Annotated in this window: 10 protein-coding genes; 5 read left to right on the plus strand and 5 right to left on the minus strand. The window is 64.4% G+C overall.

Translation table 11 applies throughout. The features are described 5' to 3' along the window. The first annotated feature begins 85 nt into the window (after positions 1–85). A complete protein-coding gene (locus CR152_RS20150) occupies positions 86–607 on the plus strand; it encodes a hypothetical protein (RefSeq protein ID WP_157778624.1) in 522 nt (173 codons plus the stop codon). Positions 608–657: 50 nt separating this feature from the next. Here the strand turns inward: CR152_RS20150 and tssA are convergent, their stop codons facing one another. From tssA to CR152_RS20175, 5 genes are all read right to left on the minus strand, one after another. Further along, positions 658–1725, minus strand: coding sequence for a type VI secretion system protein TssA (gene tssA, locus CR152_RS20155; protein WP_099877664.1), 1068 nt, complete (start codon positions 1723–1725; stop codon positions 658–660). A 24-nt stretch (positions 1726–1749) separates the two neighbouring features. Further along, entirely contained in the window at positions 1750–2517 is a 768-nt protein-coding gene (locus tag CR152_RS20160; protein ID WP_099877667.1) for an OmpA family protein, read from the minus strand. Positions 2518–2519: 2 nt separating this feature from the next. Continuing rightward, positions 2520–3506, minus strand: a complete 987-nt coding sequence (tagF, locus tag CR152_RS20165) for a type VI secretion system-associated protein TagF (RefSeq protein ID WP_099877670.1) — start codon at positions 3504–3506, stop codon at positions 2520–2522. Beyond that, positions 3503–7366 (minus strand): type VI secretion system membrane subunit TssM, encoded by a 3864-nt coding sequence (gene tssM, locus CR152_RS20170; RefSeq protein ID WP_099882562.1) that lies wholly within the window; start codon positions 7364–7366, stop codon positions 3503–3505. Before tssM ends, tagF begins: the two co-directional genes overlap by 4 nt. Positions 7367–7501: 135 nt before the next feature. Next, positions 7502–8341, minus strand: coding sequence for a M15 family metallopeptidase (locus CR152_RS20175; RefSeq protein WP_208640163.1), 840 nt, complete (start codon positions 8339–8341; stop codon positions 7502–7504). 201 nt (positions 8342–8542) lie between these two features. On the opposite strand from CR152_RS20175, the gene CR152_RS20180 reads away from it, so the two are divergent. From CR152_RS20180 to CR152_RS20195, 4 genes are all read left to right on the plus strand, one after another. Continuing rightward, complete coding sequence (locus tag CR152_RS20180; protein ID WP_099877674.1) at positions 8543–9421, plus strand: hypothetical protein; 879 nt, start codon at positions 8543–8545, stop codon at positions 9419–9421. Positions 9422–9533: 112 nt separating this feature from the next. Next, on the plus strand, positions 9534–10010 hold the full coding sequence (locus CR152_RS20185; protein ID WP_099877677.1) for a hypothetical protein: 477 nt from the start codon (positions 9534–9536) through the stop codon (positions 10008–10010). After that, positions 10007–10783: an SDR family oxidoreductase gene (locus tag CR152_RS20190; RefSeq protein ID WP_099877680.1), complete on the plus strand. Its 777-nt coding sequence runs from the start codon at positions 10007–10009 to the stop codon at positions 10781–10783. The genes CR152_RS20185 and CR152_RS20190 overlap by 4 nt, the downstream gene beginning before the upstream one ends. Before the next feature lie 318 nt (positions 10784–11101). Next, positions 11102–12427: a hypothetical protein gene (locus tag CR152_RS20195; RefSeq protein ID WP_157778625.1), complete on the plus strand. Its 1326-nt coding sequence runs from the start codon at positions 11102–11104 to the stop codon at positions 12425–12427. Positions 12428–12724 lie beyond the last annotated feature (297 nt).

The following is a 12724-nucleotide window of genomic DNA, read 5'->3' on the forward strand; positions in this document are numbered from 1 at the left end:
CAGGCCCCGAATGGGGTCTGTCGCGTCCCGTCACGCGGTACTGCGAGCACCGCGTTCATCGAGAAAATCTGAGGAGGAAGTGGGAATGGCATCAAGAACATGGCCGTGCGGCGAGGACGGACCGAAGACAGTGCCGGAATTGCGCAAGAAAATGATTGAGCTGGTAAAAAACAAGTCCAGTTCGCAACTGATCGACATTAAATTTACACGCGATCACATCTTCGCCGGGCACAAGGGCAGCGTCGAAAAGCTGGCGCAGATGCTGGCACAGCAGCGCGAGCTGCCCCTGAGCACCTTGCTGATCACGTCGATGCAAGCCACGGCCAAGGCTGAAGTACTGAACTGGATCGCGCACATTCCCGATGCGATGCTGACCTATCAACGCGGTGTGTGGACGGTCAATACCCAAGGCAGCACCGTTCCGGCGGTCTGCAGCTACAAGTGGGTGACGGTCAATCTGGACGAGTTGAAAAGGATGATGAGGAAGCAACCCGGCGACATCGTCACCAAGAAACGCGAGTGGATGACGGAGTCGCTCAATTCGCCGGACATCGCTTGCCAGTTCGCCGGCGACGGCACCCCGGTCATTTACCACCTCGACTATTAACAAACGGCGTGCGCGCCCTGGCCCTTATCCGGGCCGGGGCGGCGCGCGCGTCAATCGTCCTGCGGCGGTTTCACGCCCAGCAGCTCTTCGATGTGGGCCATGGCGCCCGAATCCTTGACCACGGAACGCAGCCAGACATGCAGGTCGGTGTTGGCCGCGTCGGCCGCCTTGTCGGCGAAATACGAGGCTGGGCTGTGCGGCTCGGTGCGGCGGAAAAATTCGGCCACGTTGCGCAGCTGCGTGACGGCATGCTCGCGGGTGCGGATCACGCCCGGCGGGCCGGCTGGCTGGGGCGTGCCTGGCGGACCCTGGTCGTTTTCCGGTTCGGCGTAATAAAAGTCGCCCGGCGCGGCCACCGCTTCGGCCGGCGCGGCGCTCGGCGCCGGCATCAGGGTCACCATGTCCTGCACCGCTTCGCGCGCGTTCGAGAAGCCCGGGCTGTCGTGGCCCAGGCGCGCGTCGGCCGCCTGTTCGAACTGGCGCAGCGCATCCAGGCAGTACTGGGCGTCGGCGGTGAAGGTTTCGCGGAACCTGGCCGAATTGGCGCTGCGCGCTTTTTCCAGGTCGGCCAGTTTCAGGCCGGCCGGCGCGCCCGGGCTGTTGTTATAGCTGCTGTTGCCGCTGCTGGCGTTGGCCAGCTTGCGCGCGACCTCGAAGTCGACCAGCGTATAGCCGCGCGTGCCTTCGGTAATGCGCATCTCGCGCAGCAGGGCAGGGGTGCGGCCCAGGATCCAGGACAGGTTGCCGATGCGCTGGTCGTGGTCGTCGTCTTCGGCTTCCGGATACAGGCCGCGGTCCCAGTACTGCTCGATCAGGCCGGCCAGCACGCGAAAGCTCTCGCCCAGGCCGCGCAGCTGGTGCTTCTTGGCGGCCGCCTCGGCCAGCCACACGCCCAGGCGCAGGTCCTTGCTCTTTTGTTCGAGCAGGGCGGCGCAGCGGGTCACCACGAAATCCCAGTCGGCTTCCTTGATGTCGGTGACCCACTCGCCCTGGTCGAGCGAGGGGTCGTCGAATTTGCGCGCCAGCGTGATGGCGTCGAGTTCAGGCGAAAAGGCCAGGTCCTCGCCGGCCGGCTGGTCGTCGCTGATCGGGGTTAAGAGCTGTTCTGCTGCAAACATGATGTCCTCGTGGTGGGGAGGCGCTTATTGCGCCATCCGGAATTCGATGCGGCGGTTGCGCGCGCGCCCGTCGGCGCTGTCGTTGCTGGCCACCGGGCGGTCGGCGCCCTGGCCGGAAGCGCTGAGCAGTTCGGCCTTGATGCCGGAACTGGTCAGGTAAGTCTTGACCGCTTCCGCGCGCGCCTGGCTCAGGTTCTGGTTAGTGGCCTTGTTGCCCTGGCTGTCGGTGTGGCCGATGATGTCGACCTTGCGGTCCTTGAGCTTGATCATCGCCGCCGCCATCTCGTCGAGAATGGCGCGTCCGGCCGGGGTCAGCGTGGCCTTGCCGCTTTCGAATTCGACGATGCGGTTGGCCAGCGTGGTATCGAGCACGTTCTGGTCGGCGGCCGACACGCGCAGGCTGTTGTTGACAGTGTAGGTCGGGTTCAGGCTGGCCGTGACGTTGCCGGCGATTTTCTGGCGCGTCTCTTCGCTGGCCACTTCGCCCTTGATGCTGACGGTGCTGCCATCGATTTTCAGCTGGCCGCGCGAGATCGATTTGAGGTCCGGCGTGATCAGTTTTTGCACGTAGCCGTTCCAGTTGGCCGGCGTGGCAACCTGGCCGACGGTGATCTGGTCGACCACCATGTCGGCGCCGTACACTTCGCGCAGGCGGGCCAGTACGGCGGCCTTGCTCGCTTCATCGGGCACGGTGCCGGACACCAGCACCTGGCCCGGCTGGGGGGCGGCGGTTTGTGCGCCGGCATTGACTGCGCCGGCAAGCAGGATTAACAGGGCGACGAGGTGGCGCATGATCAGTTTCCGATAAACGCCGCGCGCAACGATTCCAGCGCGGATTTGAGTGACAAATTGGCTTGCGCCAGATAGGTGGACAGTTTCTGGACGGCGTAGTCCGTGTCGGTCTGCTCGTCGACCCAGTCGAGATGGTCGAACGTGATGTGGCGTTCCAGCGCCGCGGCCGGGTCCATGATCGCCTGCAGCGTTTGCGGGGAGGCGCCGGAAAAGCCTATCACCAGCGCCGGGCGCTCGTTGATGCGGGCTACGAACAGGGACAGTTCGAAGTCGGCGCGCGCCAGGAACGGGGTAATCAGGTGCATCCAGAACGCCGCCACCAGGTTGCGGTAGATGGGGTCGACCGGCAGCGGCAGCACCAGGCTCTTTTCGAGCCGGCTCGAACTGCTGGCCATCACCGGCTGCATCAGCATGCCGAGCGCCAGCAGCACCTGGCGCGCCGAGCAGGCGTAGCCGGCCTGGTTCAGCAGGCCATCGAGCGCGCCCACGGTCTGCATATCGAGGAAGTCCTCGAACGCCGCTTCGTAAGCCGAGGCGCGCAGGTCGACGTCGATCGTATGGCTGGCGGCCGCCTGCAGCGGGGCGGCCGCGTCGGCCGCGCCGATCACGCCGGCGCTGAGCGTCTCGAGCCGGTTCCACAGGCGCGAGAGCACCAGCGGCGCGTCCGGCACGAAGGTGGCCGGATCGGGCACTTCCATCGCGCTCATCATCAGGAACGGGAAGCGCCGGTTCGACTGGTCGCTGCTGGCCACGATATGGCCGGCGATGGCATTCCTGCGGCGCGGGCCGATAAAGGCGAAGTGCAGCGGCGCGACCGCGTCGTAGCTCAGTTTCCAGCGCGCGTCGGCGCTCATCAAGTCCATGGCCTGGGCCAGCCAGTCGTCCAGCACCTTGATCAGGCCTGGGTTGTCGCTACCCTTGACGAAGTCGCCCCGGCTGGGGATCTTGCCGAAATAGCCGACCGGAATCGGCGTGACGGCGCGGTTCATGGACGCACTCCCGCACCGGCCGTGACAGCGGCCGGCGCTGCCGCAGCTGGCGCGGCCGCTGGCACGGCCGTTGGCGTGCTCGAACTAATGATCGTGTCTGGCAGGCGCATGCGCTTGAAGCCGCTGCCCGGCTGTGGGGCCGCCGCGGCCGGCTTGGCGCCGGCCGGGATGATCTTCAGGTTGGAAGTGACCTTCACGCCGCTGTTCTCCCAGCTCAGCTCGAATACGCCGCCATCCTTGCGCTTGCGCTGGGCCGATTCGACCATCTTGCGCAGGCCGAAGTGACCCGGTTCGTTGAGCAGCACCACCGTCTGGCCCTGTGGCGTGATGGCGGTGATGCGCGAGCCCGGCGTACCTTGCGGGTTCGGCCAGACCATGTGCACCCACGGCTGCGGCTGGCCTTTCCAGCGCAAGGTCTGGCCATCGATCTCGATGGTGAATTCGGTGGCGCCGGTCGCGCCCAGCGCCTGCAGGTCGAACTGGGTCTGCGCTTCGCCGCTGGCGCTGCTGGCCGCGGCGGCGGCCACACCGCCGGCCGACAGCGGCGCGATCCAGCCGGGGAAGCTCGACACCGCCGATGGCGACAGGCCGATACCCATATTGGCCCAGGTGCGGGCCGCCACCACATCGCCGCGGCGCACGACCAGCGGGCCGATGGTGGTGTCGAAGAACTTGGCGATTGCGCCCGAAGGCCCGAACACCAGGCCGATTTCCTCGTTGGTCGCTTCCGAGCGCGAGTCGGCCGCGAACGGATACTTGGTGGCCAGGTTCTGGCGGAACGGCTGCAGCACCTGGGCCGCCCAGACCTTGTCGATCTCCGCTTCGGTCGGACGCACGATCACCGAGAAGGTCTGCATCAGCGGACGCACCAGGATCGGACGGATGGCCTGCTTCTGGATGTCGCTCATCCCGGTCAGCATCTGTTCATCGACGTACTTGAGCGCTTCGGCCAGTTCGGAACCGCTGCCATCCAAGGTTTGCTGCATCAGCTGCTTGGCGCCCGGACCCGGGTCGCCCTGGTTCTTGATGGTGTTGAAGCGGCTGCGCAGTTTCGACAGGTGCTCCATGTAGCCGCGCATGAGCGAGGCATCCTTGTCCTTGGCGACCACCAGCCGCGCCACGCCGGAAAATTCGCGTCCGACGGGGCCCAGCGGCAGCGGCGCGATACTGCTGCCGCTCTGCGTTGGGGGCAGGTCGACGGTGACGTGCGACGGTTTGCGGCGCAGGATCACTTCGCGGAACCAGCCCATCATGTCGCGCTTGGCGCTGGCCATGCCCTTGTCCACCAAGGACGGGTTGTCCCACGAGGTCTGTTCGTAGACGGTGGTGATCAGCTTCTGGATGGGCGAAGTTTGCGGGTCGCCCAGGCGGTTCATGGCCGCTGCCGCCGCTTCGAAGCCATTGAGGTCGCGGATGGTCACGCCCTGCACGAACTTTTGCCACTCTTTGGCGTAGTCGTTCTTGTACATCTCGACCAGCGCCTTCTGGATCTGTTCCGGGCTGCCTTCGAGTGTCAGGTCGTCCTTGGAGGCGGTTTTGAGCACCCAGTCGGCGCTTTGCAGTTCCTTGTTGGCGGCGTCCTTGAAGGCGCCCTGCACGAAGCCTTCCCAGGCTTCGCGCGTGAAGCTGCCCGGTACGGCGTAGCTGCCCAGGACCAGTTCCTTGTCCTGGTCGCCGACGATGCGGCCCACCGTCATCGACGGGAAGCGGGTGGCGGCGCGCGCCTTGACGTCGGCGTACACGCGTTCGCGCGCCGGCATGCCGCGCACCACCAGGCGCAGGGTGTCGCGGGTCTGGTCGACCAGGGCCAGCTTGCTGTCGATCTGCGGCCAGGACACGTCTTCCACCTGCGCCAGGTAGAACGAAATGGTGCGTTCGGCGCTGCGGATCATCTGCTCGCGCGGCATGGCGCCGCGGTTGGCGTCGAGCCACACGCGCCAGAAGCGGGTCAGCTGGTCGTTCAGGTGGCCGCCTTCGAAGCGCGATTTATCGCCCAGCATCAGGTAAGTCTTGAGGGCGTTGTAGGCGTCTTCGGTGCTCGTCGGCGAAGCATCCTTGAACTGGGTCGCGGCCGGCGCGGCGGCTGCCACAGCCACGGCCGGGGCGGCGGCTGGCGTGGCCGGTGTGCCCGCGGCAGCCGTGGTGGCGTCGGCGGCGGCCGGCTTGACGCCGCCCTGCAGCGCGCTGGCGTTGCTGTTGACTTCCGTGAGGAAGGTTTCGAGCGAACCGGCCACCGGTTTGAGCATGATTTCGCGCACGCCGCTGAAGTATTCCTCGCGCAGCTTGCGTTCGAGCAGTTCGCCCTGGTACAGGCCGAGGGAGAGCGAGAGCGGACGGCTGTCGCGGTATTTTTCCAGCTGTTCGATGCGGTCCTGCAGGATCTGCAGCGCTTCGAAGCGCGATTGCAGGTCGATCTTGTTGGTCTGGATCTTGACGACCTGGTCCAGGTCGGCCTGGACGTTTTCAACCAGCTTGCGGTTGCTCATGTACGACCAGCTCCAGCCGCCCAGGGTCAGGCCGACCATGGCCGTGGCCAGGAAGAAGGCGGCGTAGCGCATGCGCGTCTTGCTCGGGCTGGCGTACTGGGCGACCAGGTCCTTGTCGGCGAAGATCACGTTGCGGAACAGGTTGAGCAGGAAGAAGCCGCTCTGGTTCTGGGTTTCGGCGTGGTGCTGCGGCTGCAGCTTGATGTCGAAGCGCTGCGCCACTTTCTGCGACGAGGCCGAGATCGATTCGCCTTCCTGCAGCGCGCTGGTGAAGTAGAAGCCGCGGAACACCGGCTTGAACTGGAATGGGTTTTCCTCGAACAGGGTGGCGATGAAGGTGCGCAGCGGCGCCTTGATGGTCGAAAATTCGAGCGGGAAGGTGAATACGCCCGGCGGCATGCGCTCGCGCCACTGGAGCGCCATATTGGCCGCGCTCATGTCTTTCAGGCCGTCGTACAGCTCGTCGAAGCGGGCGTCGAACTGGGTCAGCACCTGTTCGCTGCCGGTGGCGTGGCTGTAGGGCAGGGTGGCGCCCCAGACACGGTCGCGTTCGGCGCGTTCGGTGTCCTGGAAGAATTCGTTGAAGCCGGCGATCAGGTCGGCCTTGGTGAAGACCACATACACCGGCGCGTGCACTTCAAGCCGTTCGGTCAGTTCCTGCACGCGCTGGCGCAAATTCTTGGCCAGGTTGATGGCGAACTCCGGACGGTTGCCGGTCAGTTCGGCCACGCTGACGGCGATGATGATGCCGTTGATCGGGGCTTTTTTGCGGTATTTTTTCAGCAGCGACAAAAAGCCGAACCACTCGGTGCGGTCTTCGTCGACCACCGAATAGCGCCCGGCGGTATCGAGCAGGATGCCGTCGGTGGTGAAGAACCAGTCGCAGTTGCGGGTGCCGCCCACGCCCTGGACGATCTTGCTGTCGGCGAAGGGGAATTGCAGGCCCGAACTGGCAATGGCGGTGCTCTTGCCGGCCGCCGGGTTGCCGATGATCATGTACCACGGCAATTCGTACAGGGCGGCGTCACCGGAGAGCTCGCCCAGCTTGGAGCCCTTGATGGTGGCGATCGCATCGAGCATGCGTTTCTTGATGGTCTCGTGTTCCTGGCGCTGGGCGGGATCGGCACGCACCGGCGTGTGATTGACCTGCTGTTCGAGCATCTCGCCCAGGTTGCTGGCGGCGCGCTGGCGCTTGTGGCGGCGCCACAGCCAGACCAGCAAGCCGAAGAACAGCGCCACGCCGAGCACGGCGAACGCGTACTCGGCCGGGAGGTCCAGCACCGCCGCCCCGATCAGCAAGACGGCGGCAAACGCCACCCACCCGACGACGATCAGGGTGCGACGGCTTGTCAGAAACTGCCAGATTGATTGCATCATTATCAGAAACTCAGTTTAAAAAACATTTACGACGGGACCGAAGCTGGCCGAATCAGGGCGGCGCAGCGACGGAAGGGGTCTTCCTTGTTCAGGCAACAGCGCGCGACATGCACAGTTGCTGCCGGGTGCGCATCAGCGGCGCTTCATCACGCCGGGCAGGCGCAACTCGGTATGTCCGAAATCCATCATTTTCCAGCGTCCGCCCCAGGTCAGCCCGAGCGATTCGGCGACTTCGCCGTACAGCTCGTAACCGCGCATGGCCCAGGGATCTTTTTCCGAAATTACAATTTTACCGTTACGCACGAAAGCGCAATCGGCCGCCAGTCCGTACTGGTGCCAGCTCTGGAACGCGGCCGCATTGGTCACCGACGAGCCCATCGCGGCGAGCTTGTTTTGGCGTTCCGGGCTGCGGTAGCCTTCCAGGATAGCCATATCGTAACCATGACGTTCTTTCATTATTTTAAACGCTTGGAGCAGGCGCTGGGTGTACGCCGGATTCATCAGTGACCAGTCGCGGCTGGCCGAGACGATCATCGGGCGTTCCTGCTCCACTTCCACGGTGGCGAACAGCATCGGCGGCAGGGGCGCGGGCGGCACCAGATTCTCGCCTTCGAGCAAGCCGGCGACCTGGGTATCCATTTCGCGCGTCGACTCCTCGAAGCCGCCGAGCGCCGTGCCGCCGCTGAACAGGGCCAGCAGCGGCGGCACCGACACCAGCACCAGCCCGCCGATCACCAGCAGGTAATGGCGGCGTAAAAATTGACTGGTGCCGCGCGCGGAGGCGCTGCCGGACTGTCGTATTGCCGCAACACTCTGTCCTTTGACGCGCGCCGCCTCTCCGAACCAGCCGCGCAGGCGCACGCCCGCACGTGCCAGCATCCCCAGCACGAACGCGCGGCCGGCCGGAAACAGCACCAGAAAGCTGATCGCGCACGCCAGCAGAAAGTACAGGGCTACTGCAAGGAACAGCACAGGGACCTCATCAAGACATTCAAAACAAAAAGTGCGATACTGACATAAAGGATTGCTTGGAAGTATATCTTACTGTTATAGCAATCCGACAGGTGATTCCACACTCTTTTGTGAGGGGCGCCGGGCTGTTGACATGGTAAAAAAGCTTCACGTTTTTTTTGAATAGCGTAAAGTTATGTAGAAATCAACAAGGAGCACCCTTTGCAACATGACGATCAGCCGCCGCCAGCCTACAGGCGGCCCAGTTTACTTTCCACAGAGCAACAAGAAGAAGCGGCGCGCGCGAGCGCCGACGCACGCCAGGCGTCGCAAGCGGCCTACAAGTCCACGCCCGACGCGGGCAAGGCCGGGCGCGGCAAGAAAGGCTGGCTGGCCGGCGGCGCCGTGCTGGTGGCCCTGTGCGCGGGCGCCGGCGTGTGGATGGCGCTCGACGCCGACAAGATGCCAGCCGTTGTGGCAGCCGGCCCGGCCGAACCGGTGCTTGCCGGTGCGGTGATGCCGGCGAGCGCGCCGGCGGCCGTGTCGGCTACCGCGCCGACGGCCGTGTCCAACCCGGCCGAGCCCGAGGTGTCCGCCGCCACCATCCTGGAGCAGGGCGCGCCCGCGCCCGCCGCGCCGCCGAAAGATCCTTCGCTCAAGGACATGCTCAACGCGCCGTCCGCGCCCAAGCCCAAATCCCCGGAAGAAGAATTGACCAAGCTGCTGGCCAGTTCGCCGGCCGAACCCAAAAAGGCCGCGCCCAAGGCCATTCCCAAGACGCCTGGCCCTGTGGCCAAACCGGCGGTGGCGGCGAAGGCGGGCGAGAAAAAGCCGGAGCCGCCGGCCAAGGGCGCAACCAAGGCGCCAGCCAAGCCCACCGACGACGCCAGCCTGCTGGCGGCGCTGGTTGCCCATTCGAAGGAGCAAAAAGGCGAGCAGCGCACGGCCGCCAACGCCGCCGCCGCGCCCACCTCGCTCAAGCAGTGCAAGCAGCTCAATGCGGCCCAGGCCGAGCAATGCCTGGTGCGCCTGTGCGCCGGCAGCGCCAAGGATGATCCGCAGTGCAAGTCGCGGCGCGCACCCCGGCCGGCGGAGGACTGAGCTTGGCGCCCGCGGCCTCCCGGCACGGCCCCGGCGGGCCGAGTGCAACAATCCTCGTCGGCAGCGTGATTTTCCTTCACAATAACGGCTTCACTTTCTGCAGGAGCATGACATGCTGAACAAGACCGTTTCCCGCCGCACGCTGCTGGCTGGCGCCACGCTGTGGCTGCTGGGAACATCGGCCACCATGGCCCAGACCGACAAGGTGCTCGATGTCGTGGTCTTCAATTATTCGAACCGCACCTTGCTCGACGTGACCGTCGGCGGCGTGCGCGTGGGCGGCGCCGGTCCGTATCCGTACAGCGGCCGGCGCAGCAAGATCGGCGCGCGCTTCAGCAACGGCCCGCACAAGGTCACCTGGCGCGTCGCCGCTACCCAGGGCGAGGAGGCGAGCGAGGTCGTGAACTCGTCCAACACACCCAATATGGGTGAGATTCCATCGGATGCGCGCTATGTGTCGGTGCACATCTATCCGGACGCCACGGTCGAGTTCATGTTCTCGCGCCGCGTGCCGGTTTTGAGCCGGCGCGGCGAAGGCATCGACGCCGATTACCGGCGCCGCAAGGCGGCCGAGCAATCGGAATCATGACCGGCCCCGTCGTTACGGCCGTCGTCAGCGGCCACACCCAGGGCATTGGCGCCGCCGTGGCGGCCGAGCTGATGACGCGCGGGATCGCCGTGCTGGGACTGGCGCGCGGAACGGCGCCCGAGCTGGCGGCGCGCTTCGGCCCGCTGCTGCGCGAGCACCAGGCCGACCTGGCCGACAGCGCCGCGCTGGCCGCCTGGCTGGCTACGCCGGCCTTGCGCGACTTTGTGGGCGCGAGCCCCCAGGTTTTGCTGATCAATAACGCCGGCACGGTGGAACCGGTCGGCGCGCTGCACGACCAGGACCCGCTGGCGGTCGCGCAGGCGGTGGCGCTGAACGTGGCAGCGCCGATGATGCTGGCCGCCGCCGTGGCCACCGCGGCCCGGCAAGCCGACTGCCGCATCCTGCACGTGTCGAGCGGCGCCGCGCGCAATGCCTATACCGGCTGGAGCGTGTACGGCGCCACCAAGGCCGCGCTCGACCACCATGCGCGCGCCGTGGCGCTCGATTATCCGCTCGAGCCGCAGGCACGGGATGCCGGTGCCGGCGTACGCATCTGCAGCCTGGCGCCCGGCGTCATCGATACCGCCATGCAGGCGCGCATCCGGGCCACGCCCGAGAGCCGGTTTCCCCAGCGCGAGCGCTTCATTGCCTTCCAGCGCGATGGTGCGCTCGGCTCGCCCGAGCAGTGCGCCGCCGGGATTGTCGATTACATGCTGGCAGCCGGGTTCGGCCACGCTGTCGTGGACGACCTGCGCGCCGCCGGCTCCCGCTGACGACCTTCCAAAAGCCTGCGTCATGGCAATGCGCGATGACGCCTTGACGTTGCATCGCTCATTGCGCCTGGCGCGCGTCGCGCCGAAACACCCCGCAGGACGTGTTCCCGGGCCAGATTGGCAGCCGGGAAAGATGAACCGGTACCGGGCGTTCAATCGGCGTTAAAAGCAGAACCGTCAATGATGTGCCGAAGCGCCGCGTCGATCAATCCTTATCCTTACGTCTGGAGATACAGTATTCCGGATGGCCGATGATTTAATTGGCTTATCTGAAAAATGTGACGTCGTGCAATTTCATTCACTGCGGAAGGATAAATCATGCGTGCACGTAATAATATGGAGCGCCACAGTCCGATCATATCGCGCCGGATGTGGAATCTGGTCATACGGTGTTCCGGTATGATGTTCGCGCTTGTGGCTGGCGTAAGTCACGGAAATGCCATCGCGCAAACCTTCCCCTCATCCAACGATAAAATTCCCGCCGGCTGGAAAGGTCCCGTATTCAAGCTCAGCCAGGATTATCCGGTAGCGCTCCCCCAGGAGGCACTGCCCTGGCAAGCGATCGATCCCACCAATGAGCCGGAGCAGTACGCAAAGACGGTGTACTCGTATGTCCTTGAAGGCAACATTCAGGCGGACTGGGATGTAGGGAATAACAAGGTACGCAAATGGTATCACGCGCCCTGGATGCATTATGGCGATACCGGTCGGGAATTCATTCGAGGCTTGACCCGGGAAAGGACCACGCCCGCTCCGGCCACGGCGGGGAGGGGTGAATTGGCGCCGACGCAGACGAGGTGCTTTCAAAACTGGGCGGTGGGATTCTATAATCCACCGGGAGGATATCAGGTCGGCAGAGTATGGGCCAAACCTGGCAGTCCGGACGCGGCATTGTCGCAATTTCCCAATGGAACGGTGATTGCAAAATTATTATTTACGACGGCGCCCGATGCCGAGGTTTCCTATCTCAAGGATACGATGGAATGGCGTGCCAATATCCACGTGTTTTCCGGTGCGACCTGTCCCAGCGGAGCGCTGGCCCGGCGGCCGCAAACTGTCCGCTTGATGCAAGTGGACATTGCCGTCAAAGATGCGCGCGCGCTCGAGACGGGATGGGTGTTTGCGACCTTGTCGTACAACGGCAACGCTGCCGGGGCCACGCCTTGGGAAAGAATGGAATTGGTTGGCGTGATGTGGGGTAACGATCTCGCCAAAAATCAGCAATGGATCAACAAGATGATCGGAACGCCGCAGCACCTGGGCGCGGATGGAAGACTCAACGGTCCAGTGGATAATCCCAGGTCATCGTGCATATCTTGCCATGCGACGGCACAAACCCCATCGAGGTCTCCCATGATTGCTCCCTCGCAAGCCGAGTCGGCGCGCTGGTTTGCCAACTACCTGGGGAGCCAGCCGTTTGATGCGGGCTCAACTCCGACAGATTATTCTCTGCAAATCGCCATGGGCATTCAAAACCTGAACCGCTCGAGAACGCCGGTAAGAAGCATGTCCGCCAAGGACCCCAAGCCGATGCTCATTCCCGCCGAAGACATCAAGCTCATGAACCGGGCGTTTGATTCCGGCAGGGATATACCGCTGCCGATTGTCATCGACAAGACCTTGGAATATCCGTTCGGACGCTGATCGAGCCCGTGCCTGCCGGTCGTGCCGCGCCAGAGGCTTGGCACGGCAGGGCGGGCAGGCAACGCGCCCGCCTCTGCGCTGTTGCTTTTTTAACTCCGCACAAAGTATCGTTGACATTGAAAAACATTGAGTGATATATTTTGCTCATCGATTGGGAGCGTTTCCAATCAGTGTGGAGGTGCCGGAACAGCCGATCATGGATGAGCTGCCCGAGGCGGCGGCAGGGTGTAGTGGAGTGCAGACGCGGCGCCGTCCCGGCCGCGGACTAAAAACGATAATCAAAAAAATCAACGAGGA

This window comes from Massilia violaceinigra (assembly GCF_002752675.1).
Taxonomy (GTDB): domain Bacteria; phylum Pseudomonadota; class Gammaproteobacteria; order Burkholderiales; family Burkholderiaceae_D; genus Telluria_A; species Telluria_A violaceinigra.

Excerpts from the sequence above, each read along its gene's own strand:
- CR152_RS20195 (WP_157778625.1), top strand. The coding sequence starts at position 11,102 with ATGCGTGCACGTAATAATATGGAGCGCCACAGTCCGATCATATCGCGC.
- tssM (WP_099882562.1), bottom strand. The coding sequence starts at position 7,366 with ATGCAATCAATCTGGCAGTTTCTGACAAGCCGTCGCACCCTGATCGTC.
- CR152_RS20160 (WP_099877667.1), bottom strand. The coding sequence starts at position 2,517 with ATGCGCCACCTCGTCGCCCTGTTAATCCTGCTTGCCGGCGCAGTCAAT.
- CR152_RS20185 (WP_099877677.1), top strand. The coding sequence starts at position 9,534 with ATGCTGAACAAGACCGTTTCCCGCCGCACGCTGCTGGCTGGCGCCACG.
- CR152_RS20190 (WP_099877680.1), top strand. The coding sequence starts at position 10,007 with ATGACCGGCCCCGTCGTTACGGCCGTCGTCAGCGGCCACACCCAGGGC.
- tagF (WP_099877670.1), bottom strand. The coding sequence starts at position 3,506 with ATGAACCGCGCCGTCACGCCGATTCCGGTCGGCTATTTCGGCAAGATC.
- tssA (WP_099877664.1), bottom strand. The coding sequence starts at position 1,725 with ATGTTTGCAGCAGAACAGCTCTTAACCCCGATCAGCGACGACCAGCCG.
- CR152_RS20150 (WP_157778624.1), top strand. The coding sequence starts at position 86 with ATGGCATCAAGAACATGGCCGTGCGGCGAGGACGGACCGAAGACAGTG.